Raw genomic sequence first — 25,967 nt, 5'->3', positions numbered from 1 at the left:
TCAGCCTCCGATCGTCTCGGTCTCGGTGCCGCCGGCCCACTGGCTCAGCTTGAACACCACGAATTCGGCGGGCTTGACCACGGCGATGCCGATGTGGGCGATCACCATGCCGGCGTCGCGGACGTCCGCCGGGTTGGTCTCCTCGTCGCACTTGACGAAGAACGCCTCCTCGGGGCTGCGCCCGAGCAGCGCCCCGTCGCGCCACACCCGGGTGAGGAACGCCCCGATGTCGCGCCGGATCGAGCGCCAGAGGGTGAAGTCGTTGGGTTCGAAGACCATCCACCGGGTGCCGTTGGCGATTGCCTGTTCGATGGCGATGCTGAGCCGCCGGACGTTCAGGTAACGCCACTCGCTGGCCTCGGCGGCGAGCGTACGGGCGCCCCAGACCCGGATGCCCTCACCGGCGAAGTAGCGGATCACGTTGACGCCCTTGGGATTGAGCACGTCGTGTTCCGGCCGGGTGACCAGGTAGCCCAGGTCGACGGCCCCGCGTACGGGTTCGTTGGCCGGTGCCTTGTGCACGCCGCGCAGCGCGTCGGTGCGGGCCCAGATGCCGGCCAGGTGCCCGCTCGGCGGGGTCAGTTCCAACTCGCCGCTGATCGGGTCGCGAACCCGCAGCCACGGGTAGTAGAAGGCGCCGAACTCGGACTGCCGCGGCCGATAGGCTGCCCCCTCGTGGCCCCCGGAGCCGCCGGGCTGGGCGGTGCCGCCGCCGGGACCACCGGCCGCACCGCCGCCCGTACCCTCGGCGGGCTTGGCGGGTTTGCCGGAGGACGGCGTGGCGACCCGGGTCAACGCGGAGATGTCGTCGATGTCCGGCGCCGGATCGCAGATGGCGACCATGGTGCGGGTCCGCTCGGCCATGCTGAGCAGTGCCTCGTGGGACACCACGTCGTGGAAGCCGGGTGCGGCGATGATGGAGATCTCGTCGATGGCCTCCAGCAGTTGCAGGCCACCGCGACGCTGCCCGGTGCCGGTGATCGCGCCGCCCTCGCCGACGTTCACCACCCAGCAGCGGGCGCCCCCGTTGTCCAGGAAGCCGAAGACCGCCCGGGCCAGCGGGGTGCTCTCCAGCCGTTCTCCGTCGGCGAAGAGCCGCAGGAACTCCGTCCAGTTGTTGACCGGCACCGCCCGGCCCAGTTGGGCGTCGCGGTTCGGAGCGACTCCGACGAAGGCGGCGATGCTCGTGCTCGCCGGGCCGATCGGTCGGGCGCCGCTGGGGACCTCCTCGACATAGATGCCGGGGGAGAAGTAACTGGGCATCGGTCCTCCTGTGCGGGTGGGCGTCAGTGGGTCGGGGGCGCGCAGACGATGACGAGGTCGGCGTCGCCGGGGTCGACGTCGGCGGTGAGGACGAGCCCGCGCCCGCTCAGCCGGAGCCGGGCCGGGCCGGGGTGTTCGGGGTCGTGCGGGACGCCGACGAGCTGGAACCGGCCGTCGGTGTCGGTGCGGGTGGCGGACCCGGTGGCCAGAAGCTCGACCCGCATCGCGGTGAGGGGTTGGTCCTCGGGGCCGACCACCCGGCCGGTGAGGGTGCGCATCTCCAGTTGCCGCAGCCGCAACGGTCGCAGGACCGGCGGTGCGGCCGGGGTCGGGTGGTTGACCTGCGCGGGCACGTCGACAAGCAGCGCCGGGCGCGGTGCCGCGCCCAACGCCGTCCACAGTGCCGCGTCGCCAGCCGTCAGGACCACCGGGTACCTGCCGTCGGTGGTAGCGGCGGTGAGCACCCGGTCCAGTCGGGGCAGCCCGGCCGGCCCGGTCACGCAGAGCAGGTAGCGGACCGTGAACCGGTACGGTTCGCGGGCCGCGCCGCTGCAACGGGTCTGCTGGGCCGGGCGCAGCTCCAGCGGCCAGAGGGTGAGGTCCGGGGTGTCGCCGCCGGTGCCGGGTGGGCCGATCGGGACGGGTTCACCGGCCGCGCTGGTCAGCCAGGCGGCCAACTCGGCGGTGGCCGTCTCGATCGGTCCGCGCCCGTGGTCGCTCATCGCGGCGGGCTGCCCTGGATCCGGTACGCGATGGCCTCGTTCCACACGTGCGGGTAGACGCCGATCTCGAAGTACCTGGTGAACCTGTTGATCGGGGCGTTCGCGTGGTCGTGGTAGAGCAGCCAGACCGGGGCGATGGTGAACAGCACGTAGTTCGCCAGCACCAGCGGGATGTAGAGCGGGCCGAGCAGGCGGCCCTGGAAGATGTGCACGTCCTCGTGCCGTTGGATGCCGGAGCTGGCGCCGGCGCAGACGGTGCCGATGGTGGTGGCGTAGCGGGGCGAGACCCCCTCCACCACGCAGACCCGGCCGCTGCCGGCCGAGGTGGGCCGGTCCAGCGAGTGCCCGAAGATCAGGTGCACGCCCAGGTAGATGGCGCCGACGACCGTGTTGAGCAGGCTCCAGGTGTGGTCGACGACGAAGAGGAAGATGCCGCGGGCGTCCGCCGCGTACACCCCGGCGGAGGCCACCGCCCAGCCGAAGACCGCGCCGGTCAGCAGGCCCACGACGGCGCCGACCAGGAGGCCGATCGGGCCGCCGGCGAGGAAGCCGAACAGGGCGCCGAGGATGACCTGGATCGCCGCGCTGAGAACTCCGAAGACCATGACGACCCCCCTCAGACCCAGGACCGGAAGACCCGGGGCTCGCGACCGCTGGCGACCTGGGTTGGCGTCGCCTGCCGGTTGCCGGGCGGGAACTGGTTGATGCCGAGCGCGGCGGAGAAGATGACGAGCGCGTTGAAGAACGCGATGATCCACTTCTCGCCGCCGGCGTCGTCGGCGAACGCCGCGGTCAGGTAGGACAGCAGGAGCGCGATGGCGATGGCGATCCACTTGCGGAGCTTGTCGCCGCTGGGGCCGATCAGTCCGCCGATGACGTTTGTGGCGAGCAGGGTGGCGGCGCTCGCGCCGGCGATGGTCCCCAGGGCTGCCCAGGTGAAGAGATCGTTCATGACGATCCCCCTTTTCTGCGATGGTGCGACCGGGATGTGGTGGTGGTGAGGTCCGGTGCCGCCCAGAGGGAGCACCGGGGCCGGTCGCCGTCGTCTCGGGGCGGCCGGGGCCGGACGTGGCCGGCTGTGCCGGCCACCGGATGGATCAACCGGGCCCCGGGGCGCCGGCGGGCGGGCCCGGCGGTGTCGGTCCGGGCGAGGTTGGACCGGGGGCGGCCGGCGCCGTGGGGCGTCGACGTCGCAGCAGGAGTACGCCCACCGCGGCGAGCAACAGCAGGAGGAGTAGCGCACCGCCCACGATCAGCGGCCATCCGATGCCGCCCTCGTCGTCAGCGGCGGCGGCCGGCGAGGTCGACGGTCGAGGTGGCGCCTCGGCGACGGCGCGTAGCTCGGTCGGCTTGTCCTGGTTGGGGTCGACCTTCCAGCTAACCGACCGGCCGTTGACAGTGCCATTGCTGTCGATCACCCGGCCGGGGAATGTCACCGAGATCTCGAACGACATCAGCTTGAGGAACGCCTGCTGTTGCTGAGGATTCTGCTGTGCCACCTTTCCGCCGTATTTCGACGGATCGAGCGGCAACGTGAAACGGTACAAGTCACCGTCTCGGACCAGTTTTACGCTCTCCGTGTCAAAACCTGCCAGCGGTGCCTTGTGATAACTGATCTGGGAGCCGAACAGTTTGTCGTCCTGGTAACCGGTCTCTTCCCCGGCCGGCAGCGCGGGAATGTTCTGCCGCAGCTCTGCGAAGGCCGCCGGGATGTTCTTGTTTCGCGAGGTCAGCAGGGACTTCTCGGCGGTCAGCAGCAACTGCCCGTCGACTGTGTCGTCGGCGTTGACGGTGAGCCCCATGTTGAGTTGCATGCACCCGCTCAGCGCGGCGACCAGCAGGAGGCACACCGCGACGCGGAGTGCCTTACCGCGGTTGACTCTCCTGTTCATGGGCTCAGTGTGTGTGATCCATTTCACCATGAGCAGTCAGCGATCAGTCACAAGGTAGTCGCCGATTGTACCGACGTACTGTCATATGTGTCCGAGGTGAATCGGGGCGCAAATGACTACTCTGGAGCTTTGGGCCAAGAACAATTTCACGGTGGTGATCCCCCCGCGTGGGGCAGTGCCCAGCTCGGGGTGACCGCCGAGACCGCCTACGCCGCTGGCCTGCGCGGCATGCTCGGCGACGCCGCCGAGGCCGCACGACTGGTGACCGTGGGGGAGCAGGCGTACCGGGGCGGCGCACCTGCCTAAGCTGACCAGGTGATTGTTGTCGCGTGTGTGCTTCTTGTGGACCCCGACGGGCGGCTGCTGCTGCAACTGCGCGACGCCGACGCGATGCACCACCCGGACGTGTGGGGGCTGCCCGGCGGCCACGCGGAGGCGGGGGAGACGCCGGAGCAGGCCGCCGAGCGGGAGCTGTGGGAGGAGACCGGCCTGCGAGCCGACGGGCCGCTGCGCCCGATCGCCGTGCAGCCGAATCCCGAACTGGACCGGGAGATGCACTACTTTCTCGGCCGCACCCGGGCCCGACAGGAGGACGTGGTGCTCGGTGAGGGCGCGGCGATGGTCTTCGTGCCCGGCGACGAGGTGCTCAACGGTCGTCCCTGGACGCCGGGCACCCAGGAGGTGCTGACCCGGTTCCTCGCCGCGCCCGACTACACCGCGGCGTTCACCGAGACGTCCTAGCCGGCGGGAGGTCGCCAGTCGGCGTGGTGGGCCATGCCACGCAGCGCGACCCGCGGCGCGGGTGGCGTGGCGCGGGCCCGGCGCGTTCGCGGTGGCGGCCGGGGTGCGGCACGTTCGCGGTGCGGTGCGGTGCGGGCACGGTGCTTACGCGGCGCAGCCCCGGTGAGCAGGTCGGTCCCGTGATGGGAGACGATCGCCACGGGATGTCGTGGACTGGCGCAGCGGTGCCTCGGGCCGACGCTTTGGAGCTGAATCGTCTACGACATCAGGCGCGATCCGTTTACGACATCAACTCCAAAGGCGACGCGGGACCCTATGCCGGTCGACGGCGGATGCGACGGGTGGGGAGTGGGCGGGCTGGGGAGCGGGCGGGTCGGGAGTGGGCGGGTGGGGGAGTGGGCGGGTGGGGGAGTGGGCGGGTCGGGAGTGGGCGGGTTGGGCAGCGGGCAGGCCGGGAGCGGGCCGGTCGGGAGCGGGCGGGTTGGCGGCGTGGATGCCGGGCTGGTTTCGCGGCCGACCGGCCAGTGGGGGAAAGGAGGGTGGCGATGGTGAGGCTCGGTGGGCTGCGGACGGCCGGTGAACGGCTGCGAACGGCCGGTGAGCGGCTGCGGCACGGCTGGCGGCCGGTGCTGGAGGCGACCGCCGCGGCGACAGTGGCGTGGCTGCTGGCCACCCGGCTGCTCGGGCATCCGCAGCCCTTCTTCGCGCCGGCCGCAGCGTTGATCGTGCTCGGTCAGGCCCGCGGGCAACGTATTCGCCGGGCCGTCGAGGTCGTGCTCGGGGTCGCCGCCGGGGTGCTCGTCGCGGACCTGGTGGTGCAGGCACTCGGCCCGGGCAGCACCTGGACGGTCGGCACCGTCATCCTGCTCACCGTCGTCCTCGCGGTGGCCTTCGGCGCCACCGGTGTGACGCTGGTGCAGGCTGCGGTCTCCGCGCTCTACCTGGTGGTGGTCGCCCCGCCGGACGCCTCGTTGGTGCCGTTCCGCTTCGTCGACGCGCTTGTCGGCGGCGCGGTCGCGCTCGCGATCAGCCTGCTCGTCGACGCCCGGCACCCCCTCGCGCCGCTTGTCGCCGAGGTGCGGCGAACCTTCGACGAACTCGCCGGGCTGCTCGGTGAGATCGCCGACGCGCTGGACAACGGTGACGAGGCCGCCGCGTTTGCGGCGCTGACACAGGCCCGCGGCATGGACGCCCGGGTGGACGGGCTGCGCGACAAGGTGCTGGCCGCCGCTGAGGCGCTACGGCTCAACGTCCGTCGACGCCGGCACATCGGTCGGTTGAGGTCGGTGGACGAGTCGATCCGGCAGATCGACTACGCGGTCCGCAACGTCCGGGTGCTGGCCCGCGCGGGCGTGACGCTGAGCCGGCTGCACACCCCGGCACCGCCCGAGCTGGGTGCCGCTCTGCGATCCCTGGCCGAGGCCGTCCGCCAGGCCGGTGCCGCCCTCGCCGCCGACCTCGACGGCCAGGACGAGACCGCCGACCGGCACGGCAGCCGGGCCGACGAGTCGGCGTTGGCCGCCGTGCACATCGCCGGGCAGCTCTTCGGCGCCACGCCGACCCTCCCGCTCGCCATGATCATTGGCCAGGTCCGGGCAACCGCAATCGACCTGCTGCGCGGCGTCAACCCGGAGGCTGACGCCGCCGTCCTCGCCCGCGTCGACGAAGCCCTCGGCCTCCCCGCCATCTGACGTCCGCCCGGGCCCGACGCGGGTGCGGTGGTGAGCGGCAGCCGGCGGCACCGGTCGGCGGCGGGAGGCGCGGCGAGCCGCCGCCGGCCGGGATCAGGCGCTGGACCGGGCCACCAGGGTGGACGGGAAGAGGGTCACCGGAGGGGCCGGACGCCAGTCCAGCAGGGCGGTCGCCGCGGCGACGGCGATCCGCCCGACCGGGTGGCTCGCCGTGGTGAGCGCCGGGGCGGTCATCCCGGCCAGCGGGATGTCGTCGAAGCCGGCCACCGCGACGTCGCCGGGCACCCGTACACCAGCGTCGCGCAGCCCGGCCATCACGCCGAGCGCGGTCTCGTCGCTGATCGCGTAGATCGCGTCGACGTCCGCCCAGCGCCGCAGCGCCTCGCCGGCCGCCACCCGGCCGCGCGCCGCCGTGAAGTCCCCGCTGATCTCCCACGCCGGCCGGCCCGCCTGGCGCATCAGCCGACGGTACGTCTGCACGGGGCGTTGCGCGCAGGGCAGCCACCGGGGGCCGGTCACCATGGCGATCCGGCGGCGACCCGTGGCGTACAGGTGGCGCAGCACCGCGTCCGAGCCGGCGGTGTTGTCGACGTCGAAGGACGGCACTGTCGCCGAGCCGACCCCGATCGAGACCACCCGGCCGCGCAGCGACCCGGGCACCGCCGCCAGCAGGTCCTCGGTGGTGTTGACCAGGATCACCCCGCACACGCTGCGGTCCCCGGCGAGCTGGTGCAGGCCGCGGGGATCACCGAGCGGCAGCCAGTGCAACGCCACCCCGACTCCGGCGGGTGTGCACACCCGGGCGGCCGAGCCGACCACCTGGTGGACGTACGGGTCGTCGAGCACCGCCGCGCTGGCCGCCTGGGCGGCCACGACCAGTCGTACGCCACCGCCGCCACGCACCAGCGCCCGGGCGGCCGGGTTCGGCACGTAACCGAGCTGGTCAACGGCTGCCGTGACCTGTTCCCGGGCTGCCGGCGAGGCGAAGCCCGTGCCGGCGATCACCCGCGAGGCGGTGGACCGCGACACCCCGGCCATCCGGGCGACGTCCTCGAGAGTGGCCGGTCGCTGTGCCGCTGCCGTCATCATTGCCTCCCCGCGGCGACCCGTCCGGTCGGACAAACGCCTGTTCACATCATGCCCGGCCGGTCCGACAGCGATAAGGGGGCGGTAGCCGCTTGTGGTGGTAGCGCTCTCAGGTGTGCGATCGTGCCAGGAGATCACTCCGAGAAAGAGGTCAGTTCCCGTGAGCGCCCCCACCAGCAGAGCCGTAGCCCCGGACACCGCACCGCCCTCGCGGGCGGTGTTGATCGCCCGCAACGGCGTCGCTGTCACCTTCACCCTCAACGGGCTGGCCGTCGGCACCTGGTTTTCGCGCGTGCCAGCGGTCCGGGAGGCGTTGGACCTCTCCGCCGGCCGGCTCGGGCTGCTGCTGCTGGCGATGAGCGTCGGCGCGTTGCTCGCCATGCCCACCGCAGGTCTGCTCGCCCAGCGACTCGGCGCGGCCCGCACCGTGACCGTGGCCACCCTGCTCGTCGCGGTCGGCCTGACCGTGGCGGGACTGGGCGCCACGATGACCGGGTCGTTCGCCGTCGTGGCCCTGGGCCTGGTCGCCTTCGGTTACGGCTCCGGTGCCTGCGACGTGGCGATGAACGTCGAGGGCGCGGCGGTGGAGCGGCGCCTGGGTCGTACGATCATGCCCCGTTTCCACGCCGGATGGAGCCTCGGCTCGGTGGCCGGGGCGGGGCTCGGCGCCGGTGCGGCCCGCTTCGACGTGGCGGTCGGCACGCACCTCGTCGCGGTTGCGGTGGTCGTGTTGGTCGGCACCGCGCTCGCCTCCCGGACGTTCCTGCCCGCCGTCGGCGATCACACCGGCGACCCGGCGGACGCCACCCCGGCGGCCCGCCGCCGAGCGCAGCTGGCCGCCTGGCGGGAGCCGCGGACTCTGCTGATCGGGCTGTTCGTGCTGGTGGCGGCGTTCACCGAGGGTGCCGCCAACGACTGGCTGGCCGTCGCGTTCATCGACGGACGGGACCTGAGCGAGGCAGCCGGCGCGGCGGTCTTCGGGGTCTTCGTGGTGGGTATGACCGCCGGGCGCACCGCGGGCACCGTGGCGCTGGACCGGTGGGGTCGGGTGCCGGTGCTCACCGGCACCATCGGGCTCGCCGTGGTCGGTGCCGGCCTGGCCGTGCTGGCCGGCTCGGGGCCGCTGGCCATCGTCGGCGTCGCGCTGTGGGGTCTCGGCGCGTCGCTGGGCTTCCCGGTCGGGATGAGCGCCGCCGCCGACGAGGAGGCGCACGCGCCGGTGCGGGTGAGCGTGGTCGCGGTGATCGGCTACACCGCGTTCCTGGGTGGGCCGCCGCTGCTGGGGCTGCTCGGCGACGAGGTCGGCACGTTGCGCGCCCTGCTGGTGGTGCCGTTGCTGCTGCTGCCGACACTGCTGCTGGTGCCGGTGCTGCGCCCGCCGCACACCGCCGAGCCGGCTCCGGCAGCCAACAAAAACTAACCCAGAACACCGCCGAGCGGTATCGGGTGCGCGGCCGACTGCGCCGCGTACCCGCCCTGGCTAGGGTCGCCGAATGTCAACCCACGAGATCACCGCCGCTGCGGCGGGCACCTGGACCCTGGGCGACCGCACCGTACGCCGGATGGGCTTCGGCTCCATGCGGATCACCGCGAACCCGGACCGGGACCGGGCGGTCGCGCTGCTGCGCCGCGCCGTGGAGTTGGGCGTCAACCACATCGACACCGCCGCGTTCTACGTCTCACCCGGCGGAACCCTGCGGGTCGGCACCGGCCCGGCCCGCTACGCCACCGAGCTGATCCGCGCGGCGCTCGCCCCGTACCCGGACGACCTGGTGATCGCCACCAAGGTCGGCTTCGGGTACGACCCGGAGGCGGGTTTCACCGAGGCGCTCACCCCGGCGCAGTTGCGCGCCCAGGTCGAGGAGAACCTGCGTCGGCTCGGCCTTGACCAGCTCGACGTGGTGAACCTGCGCCTCGGTCGGGGCGTCGGCGGGGGGCCGCTCGTCGATCGGTTCGGCGCGCTCGCCGAGCTGCGGGCCGCCGGGCTGATCCGGCACCTCGGGCTCTCCAACGTCCGGCCCGAGCACCTCGACGAGGTGGCCGACATCGCGCCGGTGGTGTGCGTGCAGAACAACTACGGGGTGGACGCCTACCGCGAGCAGGACGACTTCGTCCGGGCCTGCGGTGCGCGGGGCATCGCCTACGTGCCGTTCTTCGCCCTCGCCGGCACCGGCCGGGAGAAGGGCGCGAGCGCCACCCAGAGCGAGGCGGTCGAGGCCGTCGCCCGCGCCCACGGCGTCACCCCGCAGCAGGTACGCCTGGCCTGGACGCTGCACCAGGGCCCGCACGTGCTCGCCATCCCCGGCACCACGGACCCGGACCACCTGGCACAGAACGTGGCCGCCGGGGCCCTGCGGCTGACCCCGCAGGAGCTGGCCCGGCTGCGGTGACCGTCCGGCCCGGCGTCGCTCAGGCCCGCACGACGTGCACCACGATCTCCTGACCGTCACCCACTGTGCCGGCGAAACCCTCCGACACCGCGTCCACCACAGTGAGCCCGAGCGCGAGGGTTTCGTGCGCGATGAGCTTCTGGTGCGCCGAGATCGCCGCCGCGACATCAGCGGGCGCGGCGATGGTCACCGTGATCCGGTCGGAGACCTCCAGATCAGCGTCGCGGCGGGCCTGCTGGACGAGGCGTACGACGTCGCGGGCGACGCCCTCGGCCGCCAGTTCGGCGGTGACCTCGGTGTCCAGCGCGATCGTCACCCCGCGCTGGGACTCCACCACCCAACCGGTACGCGGCACCTCCGTGATCAGGATGTCGTCCAGGCCCACCTCCACCGGCGCCCCGTCGACAGTCAGCGGGAACGTCCCGTCCGCCCGGACCCCGTCGACCAGCTCCCGCGGGTCCACCGCGGCGATGGCCTGCGCGACGTGCTGGGTGCGGTTGCCGAACCGGCGGCCCAGCGTCCGGAAGTTCGCCTTGACCCGTACGTCGATGATCCCGCTCTGGGCATCGAGCGGCTGGAGGACCTTGACGTTCAACTCGTCGCCGATGTCGTCGAGCAACGCCTGCGGGAGCACGGTGCCGGACGGTAGTCCCACAAGCGCCCGGCTCAACGGCTGACGGATCCGCAGGCCGCTCCCCTTGCGGGCGGACCGGCCCGCCTCGGCCAACGCCCGCGCCGTGGCCACCTGGGCCGACAACTCCGAGTTGATCACGTCGGTGTCGGGCCTGGGCCAGGACGCCAGGTGCACCGACTCCGGGGCCGATCCGGCACCCCGCCGGACGACCTGCTGCCAGACCTCCTCGGTGAGGAAGGGGATGAACGGCGCGAGCAGCCGGGTGAGGATGTCGAGGCACTCGTACAGGGTGGTGAGGGCGTTGGGGTCGCCCGCCCAGAAACGCTGCCGCGAGCGCCGCACGTACCAGTTCGACAGGTCGTCGACGAAGTCGGCGAGCAGTCGACCGGCGCGTGCCGTGTCGTAGTTCTGCATCCGTTCGTCAACGGCCGCGGCGAGGGCGTGCACCTCGCCGACGATCCACCGGTCCAGCACCTGTCGCTCGGCGACCGGCTGCGCCAGCTGCGGCGCCCACGTCGAGTTCGCCGCGTAGAGGGAGAAGAACGCAGCGGTGTTCCAGTAGGTCATCAACACCTTGCGGACGATCTCGTCGAGGGGACCGGGCCCGATCCGGCGCGGCGACCACGGTGAACCGGAGCAGGCCATGAACCAGCGCACCGCGTCGGCACCGTGGGTGTCCATCAGCGGGATCGGCAGCAGGATGTTGCCCAGGTGCTTGCTCATCTTGCGGCCGTCCTCGGCCAGGATGTGCCCGAGGCAGACGACGTTCTCGTACGGGGACCTGTCGAAGACCAGCGTGCCCACCGCCATCAGCGTGTAGAACCACCCCCGGGTCTGGTCGATCGCCTCGCAGATGTACTGGGCCGGGTAGCTGCGCTCGAAGGTCTCCTCGCTGCCCGGGACATGGGGGTAGCCCAGCGACGCGAACGGCATCGCGCCGGAGTCGTACCAGGCGTCGATCACCTCGGGTACCCGGGTGGCGAGCTGGCCGCAGTCCGGGCAGGCGAAGGTGATCTCGTCGACGTACGGGCGGTGTGGATCCAGCTCGGACAGGTCGGCGCCGGCCAGCTCGCCGAGCTCGCCGCGGGAGCCGACAGCTGTCACGTGGTTGTCCGGGCAGCGCCACAGCGGCAGCGGGGTGCCCCAGTACCGGGAGCGGGACACCGCCCAGTCGATGTTGTTCTTCAGCCAGTCGCCGTAGCGGCCGTGCTTGATGTGCTCCGGGAACCAGTTCGTGTGCTCGTTCTCCCGGGTCAGCTCGTCGCGTACCGCTGTGGTCCGGATGTACCAGGATGGCTGCGCGTAGTACATCAGCGGGGTGTGGCACCGCCAGCAGTGCGGGTAGGGGTGCTCGAACGGCTCGTGCCGGAACAACCGGCCGGAGCTGCGGAGGCGGTCGATGAGCAACGCGTCGGCGTCCTTGAAGAAAACCCCGCCAACCAGGTCGATGCCGTCGTCGAACCGCCCGTTCGGGGCGACCGGGTTGACAAGCGGCAACCCGTAGGCGCGGCAGACGGCGAGGTCGTCCGCACCGAAGGCCGGCGCCTGGTGCACCAGGCCGGTGCCGTCCTCGGTGGTGACGTAGTCCGCGAGGACCACCCGGTGCGCGTCCGGGATGTCCACCAGGTCGAACGGCCGCTCGTACCGCAACCCCTCCAGGGCCGCCCCCGGGACCGTCGCCAGGATCTCCGCCTCGTCGCCGAGGACCCGCCGGGTCAGCGGTTCGGCGACGACGAACGTGCCCCGCTCGGTGCGGGCCAGGGTGTACGTCACCGTGGGGTGGACCGCGACGGCGGTGTTCGACACCAGGGTCCACGGGGTGGTCGTCCAGATCAGCAGGTCGACACCGCTGTGTCCGGCCACCTCCCCGCGCACCGGGAACCGCACGTACACGGACGGGTCGGCGACGGTCTCGTACCCCTGGGCCACCTCGTGGTCGGACAGGGTCGTACCGTCGCGGGTGCAGTACGGCGCGACCCGGAAATCCTCCACCAGACGCCCGCCGTCGTGGATCCGCTTCAGCGACCACCAGACGCTGTCCACGTACTCCGGGGACATCGTCTGGTACGGGTGCTCCAGGTCGATCCAGTAACCCATCCGCTCGCTGAGCTGGACGAACTCGTCCACGTGCCGCAGCACCGAGGCGCGGCACCGGGCGTTGAACTCGGCGATGCCCATCTTCTCGATGTCGGGCTTGCCGCCGAGCCCCAACTCCTTCTCCACCGCCAGCTCGACCGGCAGGCCGTGGCAGTCCCAGCCGGCCCGGCGGGGCACCGAGAAGCCCCGCATCGTCCGGTACCGGGGAAAGAGGTCCTTGAACACCCGCGCCTCGATGTGGTGGGTGCCCGGCGTGCCGTTGGCGGTGGGTGGCCCCTCGTAGAACACCCACGGCGGGCCGTCCGCCGTCTGGGCCAGACTCCGCTCGAACACGTTGTTGGCCTGCCACCACTCGATCACCGCACGGTCCAGCCCACCAAGGTCGATCTTGGTGGGCAGTGGCACGAATGGCGACTTCGACGGACCGTCCGGCACCGACGTTCTCCCTACACTCCACAGTCCGCTCACGCGGGCAACAGCGCACTGCCCACGCGGGGACGAAGTGTCAGGCGTATGGCCAGGACTCCGCGGTACCACCCCGCTTGCGCCCCGACGTGCGGGCGCCGCTTCATTTCGCGACGTGACGTGCCGCTACGTCCGGTTCTACTGGGGCCGTTGCGCTGCCCGTTCTTCCGGAGGCTCCCCGGTGATGGCCGGATCGGTGCCGATGCCGCCCAGCATAGCTGTCCCAGCCGGGCACCAGTGGCCGCAGCGTCAGGCGTGCAGCCAGACGCGGAGCTGGCCGGTGGCGGTGAAGCCGGCGGCGAGCGCCGCTGCCAGCTCCGGGGTGGTCTCGTAGCCGACAAGCGGCGCGCCGGGCACTGTGGCGCACACCGCTCGCCAGATGTCGCAGGAGTCGTCGGTGCGGGTGAACAGGTTGGAGACGCCGTACGGGCCGTCGCCACTGAGCACCGCTCCGCCGGTGATCGCACCCCGGTCGTCGTGGCGGGCGAGCACCCGCACCCGGGGGTGGGCCAGGAGCGCGGGGCGGAACAGCTCCCCACCGCCGTGGGCCGCCGCCCACGCGGCCAGCTCGTCGGCTGTGCCGACCGGGTCCAGCGGGGGGTCGACAGGTGGTGGCAGGGGTGGCCGGTGGATCCACCGCGCGTCGAAGAGCACCCGGAACCCGTACCCGGACAGGTCGAGGTCGGCGAAGCTGTCCTTCACCGACGCCCCGGGCCCCGCGTCGATCCGGGCCAGCAGCGCCACGGCGGCGACGCCCGGCCGCACTGTGACAGCGTCCGGGTACCACTGTGGTGAGCGGTGGGGGACCGACCAGGCGTCGGCGTCGGTCTGGCCGGTGAGCCCGTGGCTGGCGCAGACGATGTCGCACCATTCGGCGTTGTCGCGGGCCGCCGTCCGCACGTCCTTGAGCACGTCGGGCAGCCTAGCCTCGGGATCAGCCAGGGTCAGCGGAGTCGGGTGAGCAGGATCCGGCCGCCCTCATGGACGCCACCGTCGATGGCGATGACTCTGTCGTCGGCGTAGCGCAGCGCGACAGTGACATCCGACGGCGCCACGCCGAAGTGCGTGGTGAGGGTGCTGTGGCCGTGGACGAGCACGTCGCCCCCGAGCGTGCGCAGCATCATCGACACCCGGTCGTCGGGGCTGGCCGGTTCGGCGTCACGAAAGGCGCCCCGGTCGCTCATCCGAGCGCAGAAGTCGAGCCATGCCGCGGGGGCGCGGGAGCCGAGCGCCCTGCCGACCGCCGCGTTCACGGCGGCCACACGTGATCCCAGTTCCAGGTACCGGGTGGTGTCGGAGTGCACGAGCAGGAACCCGTCGACGACAGCGACCGCTGGCAGTCGCGTCATCCACTCGACCTGCTGCGGGGTCAGCTGGTGCAGGTCCTGCTCACGTCCGCCGAACCGGGCCCAGCCACCGCGAAACCCGCCGGGCTCGTCCCACCCGGGAACGGGCCGGCTGCCGAACCGGTGTGCGGCGAGTAACTGCACCTCGTGGTTACCCAACAGCGCCCCGACGTGGCCGCCCGCCGCGGCTGCGGCGCCGGCGAGCCGCCGGATGTCGTCGATGACGCCGAGACCGTCCGGGCCGCGGTCGACGTAGTCGCCGAGCAGCCACAGCCGCGCGTCACCCGCGGACCAGTGCCCGGCCTGGTCGACGAGCCCGGCCTCGCGAAGTGACTCCCGGAACTCGGACCGGTGACCGTGGATGTCCGCCGCCACGTACAGCGCCGTCATGCCGCCGCCAGCTCACCCAGGTGCACCGCGGCATGCCAGTACGGCTCGTGGCCGGGGACGGTCATGACGTACCGGGGCAGCTCGGCGGTCGACCGCCGCAGCGTCTCGTCGAGCGTCACCATGGCCGCCACGGTAGGGGGTGCCGCCGGCCGGCAGCCAATGTCTGCGCGTCTTCGGCAGGCAATCAGCGACGTAGCACGTCGAGCAGGTCGGCGCCGATCGCCTGGATGGCAGCCGCCTCCAGGGAATACCTGACGAAGTGCCCAGCTCGTTCGGCCCGGACCAGACCGGCGACGCGCAGTGCGGACAGGTGCTTGGTCACCGCGGTCTCGTCGAGGCGCCAGAGCCGGGCGATCTCCCGGGCGGACCTGGGTTCGACGGCTATCGCGCGGCACACCTCCAGGCGTGCCGGGTGAGCGAGCACGTCGAGGCGTCGCAGGGTCAGTCGCCGGTCGGCCGTGTGCTCCGGCGGCGGGAACGGGTAGTGCACCACCACCGGACGGCCCGCCTCGTCGGCGACGTAGACATGGGGGGCGCCGAAGACGGTGGGCACCAGCACCAGCCCCCGTTCGGGTACCGCCAGCGACTTGCTCTGCACCTTGTCGATGGTGACGCGGCCATCCGTACCGATGGCGACGGCGGGAGACAGGCCAGCCAGCGCGGCGGGCAGGTCGCCACGGGCGGCCGTACGTGATCGCGCCCGCACCTCACCGGCGAGCGCCGGCTCGATCCGGTGCCACTCGGCCGCGAAGAACGCCGCCCAGCACCCCTGCAGCAGGCGGACCACTGTGGTCTGTGCCGCGGCGGGCTGCTCCAGGAGCAGCCGCACCGCCCGCGTCGCGGCCGCGCCCCGCGCCCGGGACAACGCCATCAACTCGGCACCCACGCGATGGTCGGTCACGTCGGCGGACCGGCCGCCCACCCGCAGCAGCGGTCGGAGCATCGCGGCGGCGAACTGGGCGGGCGGCATCGCGCGCAGTGCCGCCACCGCCTGCGCCCAGTCGAGGGCCGGCGGCAGCGTCGGATCCGCGAACACTGTCGCGCGGACCGCCCGCACCGCGAACGACCAGGTATTCAGCTCCGCGACCAGGTCGGCTGGCAACTCGGCGAGGACGCGCGCCGCCCACTCCGCCCGCTCCGGGTGATGCTCGACGCCGACGAGCACGTGCCACGCCCAGGCCAACTCCACGATCGGCGAGACCGCGAACGTCACCGCCGTGGCCCGATCCGCGGGAAGCTGAAAGGTGATCGGCACGACCACACCCTAGGCGGCGGTGGCGGCGGGAGCGGGCGATGAGGTCGCCGCTCCCGCCTCGCTCGACGTCGTTGGCCACACCGGGGTGGCTCAGGGGGCGTAGACCAGGTCCATCGTGTCGGTGTGCCCGGACCAGCGTAGGTCGAGATGCCAGCACCCGGCCTGCGGCATGTCGATGATCGACGGACCGGGGCCGCCGGCGACCTCCCGGGTCACCCGGGTGTCGGTGCCGTCAAGCGTCGCGGTGATGACAAGGGCCGCCGGTGCGGTCGGGTCGGGTGAGGTCGTGGCGGCGCGGGCCACCCACAGGATCTTGTTGTTCGATCCGTCCTTGCGGACCTGGCGCAGCGGGTGGGCGAAGAGCACCGCCACGATGTCACCCTTTGCCCCGACGACGTGTGGCCCACTGCTGCCCCCGTGGAACCCGGTGTCCGCCCAGTCGGGCAGCGACGTCGTCTCGACCCGTGAGTGGCAGCCCGTCGCGGCGCCCGCGACGCCCGCGGCGCCTGCGGTGGTCGCGGCGCCCGCGCTGCTCGGCGTGGTGGTCGGCGCGGTGGTGGTCGGCGCGACCGACCCGCCGCCGGTCGTGGTCGCGCACCCCGCCAGCAGAAGCACCGATGCCGCCAGCAGCGACCTGCCCCGTGAACCCATCTCTACCTCCGGTACCCGTCGACAACCTCTCGCATCTTCAGGACACCGGCCGAGCCCGTCAGGTTCCCAGCTCCGATGAAACAGACCCCTAGCGCAGCGAACGGGCGATCTCGATCGCCTCGGCCTTGCTGACGGCACCCTCAAGCCGGTAGCTCACGTCGCCGTCCGCCCAGATCAGGGTCGAGGCGGCAAGCCGGGCGGTCTCCTGGCGGATCTGGCCCGAGCGGTCCACGTACGACAGCACGTGCGGACCGTCCACCCACACCGCGAAGCCACCGTTGACCTCGACCCAGCCCACACCCGCCGGCATGACCTCCTTGTGGAAGGACAGATTCAGCCGACCGTCGAACGCGTCGATGCGCAGCGCGCCGCCGTCATAGAGCAGCGTCGCGACCCGACAGGTGCCCGCCGGGTCGGGGTCGGCGACCTGCACCCGCTCGGGCGGGCCCAGCTTCGCCGGTAGCCGGATCGGGAACCGCACCGCACGTTGGGCCTCCTGCAGCCCGGTGACCCGCTGCGCGGGCAACGGCGACGCGACGCCACCGGGCAACGACGGGGTGGGCGAGACGGCGATGCTCACGCCGGCGAAGCGCAGCAGGCCGGTGACCGCGTCGGCGATGGCGGCACGGGTCGGCGGCAACACCGCCACCAGCACGGCGACGAGCACCGCAGCGACGAGCGGGCGCCACCGCCGCGCCGGTCGGCGCAGCCGGCCGCGGACCGCGGCGCGCACGTCGGGCGGCTCGGGCGTCTCCAGCCAGGCGGACAGGTCGCGCAGTTCCCGTTCCAGGTCAGCCATGCCGTACCTCCTCCCGGTCGAGCAGGCCGCGAAGCTTCGCCAGGGCCCGGGACGTGCGCGACTTCACAGTGCCCCGCGGCCAGCCCAGGGCCGCCACCGTCTCCTCCTCGCTGAGGTCGAGGAAGAACCGGCAGACGATCACCTCGCGGTCGCGTACGGGTAGTTGGCGCAGCGCCTGCACCAGGGCGGTGCGACGCTCACCGGCGAGAACCGCACCCACCGCCCCGTCCTCGGCGATCTCCGAGGTCGGGTCCGCCGCCGCGGCGCGCAGGACGAGCCCGTCGCGCCGGCCGCGCGACCGGTGCAGGTTGCGGGTCTCGTTGGCGACGATCGCGAGCAGCCACGATCGGAAGGACGACTCGCCCCGGTAACGGGACAACTTGCGGTACGCCTTCACGAACGCCTCCTGGATGACGTCCTCGGCGTCCGAACCCGCGCCGAGCAGCACCGCCGTCCGGAACGCGGACGCGGTGTGCCGAGCGACCAGGAGGTCGTACGCCGCCAGGTCGCCGGAGCGGGCGCGGGTGACGAGTGCGTCGTCGTCCAGGGGAACCTCCGTTCGGGTCACACTCATGACACCGCCCACGCCTGGCGGGTTCCACCCTCGTCGGGTCAGCTTTCTCCCATCCGGCGTGCAGGGTATTGCCAGGAATCGGTGCTGCACTTGCGGGGCGTCGAGGAGAGGGGTTGGGCATGAGCTGGTTCAGTCGCCGGTCACGGGGTGCCGAGGCGACCCCGACGAAGCTGGACCGCGAGGCGACCCGGGACGACCTCGCCGCGCTTGAGGCGTTCGTCCTGAGCCGGCGCGGGGTGGAGTTCTACCTGGAGCCGGAGACCACCGCCACGGACACCACTGTGGTGGCGATCGCCCACGACGGGGAGTGGATCCGTCGGCGTACCGGCACGCCACGGGCGGCGGGATCCATCGCCCGCAAACACGCGGTGCCGTTGTACGAGGCGGGCCGGACCGGCTACCCGGAGCGGATGCGGGTGTGGAACCGCGCCCACCCGGAACGGCACGCCCGCTGAGGCCGGTCCGCTCAGGCGGGTCCGACCGCCGCGCGGGCCTGCTCAAGCGTCATCGGCTCGGCGTGACTCGACACGTACCAGTGGTAGGTGTCGTCGAGCAGCCGTCGGACCAGGCCCAGGTCGAGGTCGTCGTTGGGGCGGCGCAGGTGCGCCGGCGGGGGGTAGAAGCAGTCGCCCAGCAGCATGACGCCCGAGTCGGGCACCAGCACGACCGTCGAGTCCGGTGCGTGCCCGCCGCCGACGTGGCGTAGCCCCACCCCGACCGGCAGTTCGTCCCGCTCGGCGAAGACCCGGGTGGGCGGCAGGATGGTGAAGTCCGCCCAGGAGTCCATGGCCCGGGCCCGGGCCCGAAAGCTCGGGCCGAGGCGGGGCTCGGCGCGGACCTGCTCGTCCAGGTAGCGGTGACTCCACGGTCGGGCGGCTTCGGCGCGCAGCAGCGGCACGGCCGTCTGGTGCCCGACGATCTCGACTCCCGGCCACGCGCAGGCGCCCCAGACGTGGTCCCAGTGGTGGTGGGTGTAGACGAGCCAGCGCGGCGGCGGCAGCCCGGCGGCGGTCAGCGCCGCCTGGATGTCGCGGGCGTGCCCGGGGCTCTGCCCGGCGTCGATCATCACACTGCCGCGTTCGTCGGCCACGACGGCGACGCCGGCCTGGACCGCCGCTGGGTCCGGATCACCTGGGCAGAGCCAGACCCGGCCGGCGAGCCGGTGAAATCGCATGGCGACGATGGTGATCGACCTCCGGGATCGATTGCGGACGTTGCTGCGGTGGTCGCCGATCCTAGGTGACCGCGCCGCCTGACACCGCCCTGCCGGCCGACCGTCGCAGGTCAGCGCGGGTGTGCGCACCCCGCTCGGCGTCACCTGACGCACCGCGGGAACGGCCGCCCCGCCGCGCGCGGCACAGCAGAGAAAGCGAGATGCCGCATAGGCCGGCGCCATTGCCGGGCGCGACTTCGTGGCGATCATTATCGGCGTATGTCAATGGACTGCGCCCGCTTGACGGCCTCGGGGTCGACGTTGACCGGCGGCGCGGCGGTGTGGCAGCATTCGCGGCCTGACGGCAGTGAAGGAAGTCGGTGCGAATCCGACGCGGTCCCGCCACTGTCACCGGGGAGCGATCCCCCCTCGTGAGTCACGGCCGTGTGTCTGCGGTTGGAAGGCCGGGGGAGAGCGTCGATCCGGAAGCCAGGATACTTCGGCCGTCGGGACGTACCCCAGGGCGTGGACACCCGAGGAGGACCCGATGACGCACGGCGTCGCACACATTGACGACAATCACCACGACAGGTGTCGTGGGCGCCGCACCGCGCCCACGACCGGCCGCGCCGGCATCCAGAGCGCCGGCCGCGCCGGCGGGCTCCAGGTCGGCCGAGCGGGCCACCGGTCCCGCTGAGCTGAGCGCCCGGCGCCGACCGACCCCCCGACGTCCGCGTCGACAGGTCCGGTCGCGCCGTCGTACCGGCTGACGCCGCACCCACCCGCTTCGTCCAGGTCGCCTCAGTGGCGGCCGGGGCGTCACTCTCCGGAGCCTGCCGTGCGCATCCTGCTGCTCTCCACCGCCGACACCGACCTGCTCGCCGCCCGCGCCAGCGGCGCCGACTATCGGCTCGCCAACCCCGCCCGCGTCGCCGCCGACGAGGTGCCCGCCCTGCTCGACGGGGTGAACCTCGCCGTCGTACGCCTGCTCGGCGGTCGACAGGCCTGGCCGGACGGTCTCGCCGCGGTGCTCGCCACCGGTGTGCCGACGGTGGTGCTCGGTGGCGAGACGCTGCCCGACGCGGAGCTGATGGCCATCTCCACAGTGCCGTCCGGGGTCGTCACCCAGGCGCTCGCGTACCTGGTCGAGGGTGGGCCGGACAACCTCGGGCAGCTGGCCCGGTTCCTCTCCGACACGGTGCTGCTCACCGGCGAGGGGTTCGCCCCGCCCGCCCGCACCCCGGCGTACGGCGTGCACGGCGCGCACCTGGCCGACCCGTACCGGCCCACGGTGGGGATCGTCTTCTACCGGGCACACGCGCTGGCCGGCAACACCGGCTTCGTCGACGTGCTGGTCGACGCGGTGCGGGAGGCCGGCGGCAGTCCGCTGCCGATTTTCTGCGGCTCGCTGCGGGGGCTCACCGCCGACAGTGGACCGCTCGGGCTCTTCGCCCGCTGTGACGCGCTGCTGGTCACCGTCCTCGCGGCAGGTGGCGCGGTCGCCGCGGACGCCTCCGGCGGCGGCGACGAGGACGCCTGGGACGTCGGCGCCCTGGCCGCCCTTGATGTGCCGATCATCCAGGCGCTCTGCCTGACCAGCACCCGCGAGCAGTGGGCCGGCAGCGACGCCGGGCTGTCCCCGTTGGACGCCGCGATGCAGGTGGCCATCCCGGAGTTCGACGGCCGGATCGTCACTGTGCCGTTCTCGTTCAAGCAGATCGACGCCGACGGCCTCTCCGTCTACGTCGCCGATCCCGAGCGGGCCGCCCGGGTCGCCGGGATCGCGGTGCGTCACGCCCGGCTGCGGTACGTGCCCAACGGTGACAAGCGGGTCGCCGTGGTGCTCAGCTCGTACCCCACCAGGCACTCCCGGGTCGGCAACGCCGTCGGGCTGGACACTCCGGTCTCGGCGGTCCGGCTGCTCGCCGCGCTGGCCGAGGACGGCTACGACCTGGGCGACGGCCCGATGCCCGACGACGGTGACGCGTTGATCCACGCGCTGATCGCCGCCGGTGGGCACGACGTGGAGTGGCTCACCCCGGAGCAGTTGGCCGCCGCCGAGGCCCGGATACCGGGGGACACGTACCGGCGGTGGTTCGACAGGGTCCCCGCCGAGCTGCGCGAGCGGATGCGCGAACACTGGGGTGAGCCGCCCGGCCAGCTCTACACCGAGAGTGGGGACATCGTCCTCGCCGGGCTGCGCTTCGGCAACGTGGTGCTGCTGATCCAGCCGCCGCGTGGGTTCGGGGAGAACCCGATCGCCATCTACCACGACCCGGACCTGCCGCCGAGTCACCACTACCTGGCCGCGTACCGCTGGCTGGCCGCCCCTGTCGACGACGGCGGCTTCGGCGCGGACGCCGTCGTGCACCTGGGCAAGCACGGCACCCTTGAGTGGTTGCCCGGCAAGGGCCTCGGCCTGGCCGCCGGCTGCGCGCCCGACGCGGTCCTGGGTGACCTGCCGCTGGTCTACCCGTTCATCGTCAACGACCCCGGCGAGGGCACCCAGGCCAAGCGCCGGGCGCACGCAGTGGTGATCGACCACCTGGTGCCGCCGATGGCCCGCGCCGAGACCTACGGTGACCTGGCCAAATTGGAGCAACTGCTCGACGAGTACGCCACAGTGCAGGCCCTCGACCCGGCGAAGGTGCCGACCGTGCGGGCGCAGATCTGGGACCTGGTCCGCGCCGCCGAGCTGCACCACGACCTGCACGCCGAGGCGATGCCCGACGCTGACGACTTCGACGACTTCGTGCTGCACCTCGACGGGTACCTGTGCGAGGTCAAGGACGTGCAGATCCGCGACGGGCTGCACATCCTCGCCGACGCTCCCACCGGTGAACCCCGGGTCAACCTGGTCCTCGCGGTGCTGCGCGCACCCCAGATCTGGGGTGGCGCCCACGCCCTGCCCGGCCTGCGGCAGGCGCTCGCCGTCGCGTACTCCCTCGACGAGCAGGCGCTGCTCGCGGCCCCGGGCGAACGTCTGACCGTGCCCACCACGCTTACCGACGTGGTGGACGGGCCGGCCGGCACCGCCGCCGACGCGATCGACCTGATCGAGGCGCTCGCCCGGCGCCTGGTGGTCGGGATGGAGACCCTGGACTGGGCGGTGGACGCGGTCGACGCGGTGGTCGTCGAGGTGACCGGCCAGCCGATCCCGGACGTCGCCGCAGTGCTGCGCTTCGCCGCGACCGAGCTGGTGCCCCGGCTGGACCGCACCACCGACGAGCTGACGAACACCCTCGGTGCGCTCGACGGCCGGTTCGTGCCGCCCGGCCCGTCCGGTTCACCCACCCGGGGCCTGGTGAACGTGCTGCCCACCGGCCGCAACTTCTACTCCGTCGACCCGAAGGCCATTCCCAGCCGCAACGCCTGGGACGTCGGGGTGGCCCTCGCCGACTCGCTGCTGGCCCGGCACCTGGCCGACACCGGGGCGTACCCCCGCTCGGTGGGGTTGACAGTGTGGGGGACCAGCGCGATGCGCACCCAGGGCGACGACATCGCCGAGATCCTCGCGTTGCTGGGCTGCCGGCCGGTCTGGGACGACAGGTCCCGGCGGGTCACCGGCATCGAGGTGGTGCCGACCGCCGAGCTGGGCCGGCCCCGGGTCGACGTGACAGTGCGGATCTCCGGGTTCTTCCGGGACGCGTTTCCGCACGTCGTGGCGTTGCTCGACGACGCCGTGCGGCGGGTCGCCGTCCTGGACGAGCCGGACGACGACAACTACCTGCGGGCGCACGTCGCCGCCGACCTCGCCGAGCACGGCGACGAGCGGCGGGCCACGGCCCGGATCTTCGGCTCGAAACCCGGGGCGTACGGCGCGGGCCTGCTGCCGCTCATCGACGCCCGGACCTGGCGCAGTGACGCCGACCTGGCCGAGGTGTACGCGGTGTGGGGCGGCTACGCCTACGGCCGCGGCCTGGACGGGCGGGAGGCGCGCGCCGACATGGAACGCTCCTTCGCCCGGATCGCGGTGGCGGTCAAGAACCAGGACACCCGCGAGCACGACATCGTCGATTCCGACGACTACTTCCAGTACCACGGAGGGATGGTGGCGATGGTCCGCCACCTGACCGGCACGGCACCGCAGGCGTACGTGGGTGACTCGGCGATGCCGCACGACGTGCGCACCCGCACCCTGGGTGAGGAGACCCGGCGGGTGTTCCGGGCCCGGGTGGTCAACCCGAAGTGGATCGCCGCGATGCGCCGGCACGGCTACAAGGGCGCGTTCGAGCTGGCCGCCACAGTGGACTACCTGTTCGGCTACGACGCCACCGCCGGGGTCGTCGACGACTGGATGTACGAGCACCTGGCCGCCGCGTACCTGTTCGACGACACGACCCGGGAGTTCCTGGAGCGGTCCAACCCGTGGGCGTTGCGCGGCATCACCGAACGCCTGTTGGAGGCCGCCGACCGGGGGCTGTGGGCGAACCCCGAACCGGCGACCCTGGACCGGCTGCGCGACACGTACCTGGCCAGTGAGGGCGATCTGGAGGACCGGGCATGACCACTTTTCCGTTCAGTGCGGTGCTCGGCATGGCCGACATGCGGCTGGCGTTGCTGCTCAACGCGGTGTCCCCGGCGATCGGCGGGGTCCTCGTGCGCGGCGAGAAGGGGACCGCCAAGTCCACAGCCGTGCGCGCCCTCGCCGCCCTGCTGCCCCCGGTCCGCCGGGTCGTCGGCTGCCGCTTCGGCTGTGACCCGGGCGAGCCGGACCCGGGCTGCCCGGACGGCCCGCATCCCGCCGACGCCGCCGCCGAGACCCGTCCGGCCCGGCTCGTGGAGTTGCCGGTGGGCGCCGCCGAGGACCGGGTGGTCGGCTCACTGGACCTGGAGAAGGCTCTCGGCGCCGGGGTACGCGCCTTCGAGCCGGGTCTGCTCGCCGCCGCGCACCGGGGGGTGCTCTACGTCGACGAGGTCAACCTGCTGCACGACCACCTCGTCGACCTGCTGTTGGACGCGGCGGCGATGGGCCGCAGCCACGTCGAGCGGGAGGGTGTCTCGGTAAGCCACGCGGCCCGGTTCCTGCTTGTCGGCACCATGAACCCGGAGGAGGGGGAGCTGCGTCCGCAGCTGCTCGACCGGTTCGGGCTCACCGTCGAGGTGGGCGCCAGCCGGGACCCGGAGGTGCGGGTGGAGGTGGTCCGTCGCCGGCTCGCCGCCGATGCCGACCCGGCCGGGTTCGCCGCCCGGTGGGCCGACGCCGATGCGGAGATCGCCGGCCAGGTGGCCGCCGCCCGTCGCCGGCTCCCCGGGGTACGCCTGCCGGACGCCGCGCTGCGCCAGATCGCCGAGGTGTGCGCCGCGTTCGACGTGGACGGGATGCGCGCCGACATCGTCACGGCCCGTACCGCCCTGGCCCACGCCGCCTGGCACGGCCGGGACCGGGTGGGCATCGACGACGTCCGGGTGGCTGCCCGGCTGGCCCTGCCGCACCGCCGTCGCCGCGACCCGTTCGACACTCCCGGGCTGGACGACAAGCGCCTGGACGAGGCGTTGCAACGTGCCCAGGACGCCCACCCCGACGACCCGGACGACAGCGGCCCGAACGACAGCGGCCCGAACGACGGCGGCCCGCAGGGCGGTGGGCCGGACGACGGCGGCCCGACCGGCGCTGGACCGAACGACGGTGGTCCGCAGGGCGGTGGCCCGGCCGGTCCCGGCGGCCCGCGCAGCGTCGACCCGACGAACGGCGGCCCGCACGGCGGCGCAAACGGCGTGGATCAGGGGGAACCCGAGTCGACCGGGTACTCGGCGAAGCGTGACGGCACCGGCCCGCACGGACGTGCGGACGGCGGCGACGGCTGGCCGCAGCGTCAGGCGGGCGACCAGGGCGACGACTGCCGGCCGCCCCTCTCGGCGGACGACCGGGAAGGTGACGGCCGGGGCGCGGGCAGCCGCGACGGCCGAGCACGGGCGGCCGATCACGACGAGCCGACAACTGGCGGTGGGCGGACGCAGCCGGTGGCCGTACCCCGGGGTGGGTTGCGGGCGCGGGTGCTCACCGCGCCCGGCGTGGGTGACGGGGTGCCCGGCCGGCGTTCCCGGGCCCGCACCGGGCGGGGGCGCACCACCGGGGCACGGGTGCCGACCGGTCGGGTCGCGGCCCTGCACCTGCCGGCGACGGTCCGCGCCGCCGCGCCACACCAGGCCTCCCGGGGGCGGCTGACCGGCCCGCTGCGGTTGCGCCCGGACGACGTGCGGGAGGCCGTCCGCGAGGGCCGCGAGGGCAACCTGGTGCTGTTCGTGGTGGACGCCAGCGGCTCGATGGGTGCCCGGCAGCGGATGACAGCAGTGAAGGACGCGGTGCTCGCCCTGCTCACCGACGCGTACCAGCGGCGGGACAAGGTCGCGGTGATCGCCTTTCGGGGAGCCGGCGCGCGGACGTTGTTGCCGGCCACCTCGTCGGTGCTGGCCGCCTCGACCCGGCTTGCCGAGTTGCCCACCGGTGGGCGTACGCCGCTGGCCGAGGGGTTGCTCGCGGCCACCGACCTGCTGCGGGTGCAGCGGCTGCGCGACCCGTTGCGGCGTCCCCTGGTCCTCGTCGTCACGGACGGCCGCGCCACAGCGGGAAGTCGCCCGCTGGACCGTGCCGCCACGGCGGCGGCGGTGCTCGCGGCGACCGGCGCGCCCTGCGTGGTCGTCGACTGCGAGACCGGTCCGGTCCGCCTGCACCTGGCGCGTCGGCTGGCCACCCAGTTGGGTGCCTCCCACCACCCGCTGGCCGCCCTCACCCACCCGGACGGCGCCGCGCTCGCCGGCCCGGCGCTCGCCGGCCCGGCGTGAGCGACGACGGACACCGATGACCGAGCCGGACC

At 73.0% G+C, this 25,967-nt stretch carries 22 protein-coding genes and 1 riboswitch; of the genes, 7 read left to right on the top strand and 15 right to left on the bottom strand.

Features of this window, described 5'->3' with window-relative positions:
* The 5 genes from AB0B85_RS27480 to AB0B85_RS27460 form a co-directional block, all read right to left on the bottom strand.
* Entirely contained in the window at positions 1-1,263 is a 1,263-nt protein-coding gene (locus tag AB0B85_RS27480; protein WP_357411852.1) for a phage tail sheath subtilisin-like domain-containing protein, read from the bottom strand.
* A 23-nt stretch (positions 1,264-1,286) separates the two neighbouring features.
* The gene (locus AB0B85_RS27475) at positions 1,287-1,985 is read right to left on the bottom strand and encodes a carboxypeptidase-like regulatory domain-containing protein (protein WP_357411851.1); all 699 of its coding nucleotides are present in this window, start codon (positions 1,983-1,985) and stop codon (positions 1,287-1,289) included.
* Positions 1,982-2,590: a glycine zipper family protein gene (locus AB0B85_RS27470; protein WP_357411850.1), complete on the bottom strand. Its 609-nt coding sequence runs from the start codon at positions 2,588-2,590 to the stop codon at positions 1,982-1,984. The genes AB0B85_RS27475 and AB0B85_RS27470 overlap by 4 nt, the downstream gene beginning before the upstream one ends.
* An 11-nt stretch (positions 2,591-2,601) precedes the next feature.
* Positions 2,602-2,937: a hypothetical protein gene (locus AB0B85_RS27465; protein WP_357411849.1), complete on the bottom strand. Its 336-nt coding sequence runs from the start codon at positions 2,935-2,937 to the stop codon at positions 2,602-2,604.
* Between the two features lie 145 nt (positions 2,938-3,082).
* Positions 3,083-3,877, bottom strand: coding sequence for a DUF3153 domain-containing protein (locus tag AB0B85_RS27460; RefSeq protein ID WP_357411848.1), 795 nt, complete (start codon positions 3,875-3,877; stop codon positions 3,083-3,085).
* Between the two features lie 315 nt (positions 3,878-4,192).
* Here AB0B85_RS27460 and AB0B85_RS27455 point away from each other — a divergent pair, with 315 nt between their 5' ends.
* Both AB0B85_RS27455 and AB0B85_RS27450 read left to right on the top strand, forming a co-directional pair.
* Positions 4,193-4,618 (top strand): NUDIX domain-containing protein, encoded by a 426-nt coding sequence (locus AB0B85_RS27455; protein WP_357411847.1) that lies wholly within the window; start codon positions 4,193-4,195, stop codon positions 4,616-4,618.
* 545 nt (positions 4,619-5,163) lie between these two features.
* The gene (locus AB0B85_RS27450; RefSeq protein WP_357411846.1) at positions 5,164-6,309 is read left to right on the top strand and encodes an FUSC family protein; all 1,146 of its coding nucleotides are present in this window, start codon (positions 5,164-5,166) and stop codon (positions 6,307-6,309) included.
* A 93-nt stretch (positions 6,310-6,402) separates the two neighbouring features.
* Here AB0B85_RS27450 and AB0B85_RS27445 read toward each other — a convergent pair whose 3' ends face one another.
* On the bottom strand, positions 6,403-7,395 hold the full coding sequence (locus tag AB0B85_RS27445; protein ID WP_357411845.1) for a LacI family DNA-binding transcriptional regulator: 993 nt from the start codon (positions 7,393-7,395) through the stop codon (positions 6,403-6,405).
* A gap of 160 nt (positions 7,396-7,555) precedes the next feature.
* Here AB0B85_RS27445 and AB0B85_RS27440 point away from each other — a divergent pair, with 160 nt between their 5' ends.
* The gene (locus AB0B85_RS27440; RefSeq protein ID WP_357411844.1) at positions 7,556-8,815 is read left to right on the top strand and encodes an MFS transporter; all 1,260 of its coding nucleotides are present in this window, start codon (positions 7,556-7,558) and stop codon (positions 8,813-8,815) included.
* A 73-nt stretch (positions 8,816-8,888) separates the two neighbouring features.
* Complete coding sequence (locus tag AB0B85_RS27435; RefSeq protein ID WP_357411843.1) at positions 8,889-9,785, top strand: aldo/keto reductase; 897 nt, start codon at positions 8,889-8,891, stop codon at positions 9,783-9,785.
* A 19-nt stretch (positions 9,786-9,804) separates the two neighbouring features.
* On the opposite strand, the gene ileS is transcribed toward AB0B85_RS27435, so the two are convergent.
* The 8 genes from ileS to AB0B85_RS27395 form a co-directional block, all read right to left on the bottom strand.
* Entirely contained in the window at positions 9,805-12,951 is a 3,147-nt protein-coding gene (gene ileS / locus AB0B85_RS27430) for an isoleucine--tRNA ligase (RefSeq protein ID WP_357411842.1), read from the bottom strand.
* A gap of 279 nt (positions 12,952-13,230) precedes the next feature.
* Complete coding sequence (locus AB0B85_RS27425; RefSeq protein WP_357411841.1) at positions 13,231-13,893, bottom strand: hypothetical protein; 663 nt, start codon at positions 13,891-13,893, stop codon at positions 13,231-13,233.
* A gap of 32 nt (positions 13,894-13,925) precedes the next feature.
* Positions 13,926-14,717: a metallophosphoesterase gene (locus tag AB0B85_RS27420; RefSeq protein ID WP_357411840.1), complete on the bottom strand. Its 792-nt coding sequence runs from the start codon at positions 14,715-14,717 to the stop codon at positions 13,926-13,928.
* Entirely contained in the window at positions 14,714-14,839 is a 126-nt protein-coding gene (locus AB0B85_RS27415; RefSeq protein ID WP_357411839.1) for a hypothetical protein, read from the bottom strand. Before AB0B85_RS27415 ends, AB0B85_RS27420 begins: the two co-directional genes overlap by 4 nt.
* A gap of 62 nt (positions 14,840-14,901) precedes the next feature.
* Positions 14,902-15,972 carry a DUF5937 family protein gene (locus tag AB0B85_RS27410; protein ID WP_357411838.1) on the bottom strand — a complete coding sequence of 357 codons (1,071 nt, stop codon included), beginning with the start codon at positions 15,970-15,972 and terminating at the stop codon, positions 14,902-14,904.
* Positions 15,973-16,062: 90 nt separating this feature from the next.
* On the bottom strand, positions 16,063-16,623 hold the full coding sequence (locus tag AB0B85_RS27405; protein ID WP_357411837.1) for a hypothetical protein: 561 nt from the start codon (positions 16,621-16,623) through the stop codon (positions 16,063-16,065).
* Positions 16,624-16,711: 88 nt separating this feature from the next.
* Entirely contained in the window at positions 16,712-17,422 is a 711-nt protein-coding gene (locus tag AB0B85_RS27400) for a hypothetical protein (protein ID WP_357411836.1), read from the bottom strand.
* The gene (locus tag AB0B85_RS27395; RefSeq protein ID WP_357411835.1) at positions 17,415-17,996 is read right to left on the bottom strand and encodes an RNA polymerase sigma factor; all 582 of its coding nucleotides are present in this window, start codon (positions 17,994-17,996) and stop codon (positions 17,415-17,417) included. The genes AB0B85_RS27400 and AB0B85_RS27395 overlap by 8 nt, the downstream gene beginning before the upstream one ends.
* Before the next feature lie 119 nt (positions 17,997-18,115).
* On the opposite strand from AB0B85_RS27395, the gene AB0B85_RS27390 reads away from it, so the two are divergent.
* Positions 18,116-18,451 carry a hypothetical protein gene (locus AB0B85_RS27390; protein WP_355032578.1) on the top strand — a complete coding sequence of 112 codons (336 nt, stop codon included), beginning with the start codon at positions 18,116-18,118 and terminating at the stop codon, positions 18,449-18,451.
* A gap of 11 nt (positions 18,452-18,462) precedes the next feature.
* Here the strand turns inward: AB0B85_RS27390 and AB0B85_RS27385 are convergent, their stop codons facing one another.
* Positions 18,463-19,170 (bottom strand): MBL fold metallo-hydrolase, encoded by a 708-nt coding sequence (locus tag AB0B85_RS27385; RefSeq protein ID WP_357411834.1) that lies wholly within the window; start codon positions 19,168-19,170, stop codon positions 18,463-18,465.
* Between the two features lie 349 nt (positions 19,171-19,519).
* A riboswitch (cobalamin riboswitch) is annotated at positions 19,520-19,649 on the top strand.
* 338 nt (positions 19,650-19,987) lie between these two features.
* On the opposite strand from AB0B85_RS27385, the gene cobN reads away from it, so the two are divergent.
* Positions 19,988-23,656, top strand: a complete 3,669-nt coding sequence (gene cobN, locus AB0B85_RS27380; protein ID WP_357411833.1) for a cobaltochelatase subunit CobN — start codon at positions 19,988-19,990, stop codon at positions 23,654-23,656.
* Positions 23,653-25,935, top strand: a complete 2,283-nt coding sequence (locus AB0B85_RS27375) for a VWA domain-containing protein (protein ID WP_357411832.1) — start codon at positions 23,653-23,655, stop codon at positions 25,933-25,935. The genes cobN and AB0B85_RS27375 overlap by 4 nt, the downstream gene beginning before the upstream one ends.
* The last annotated feature ends 32 nt before the right edge of the window (positions 25,936-25,967 follow it).

Origin of the sequence: Micromonospora sp. NPDC049044, from assembly GCF_040649215.1 — a bacterium.
Lineage (GTDB): Bacteria > Actinomycetota > Actinomycetes > Mycobacteriales > Micromonosporaceae > Micromonospora.
Note: the sequence above shows the minus strand (reverse complement) of the source record. Positions and strands in the feature narration are given on the sequence as shown.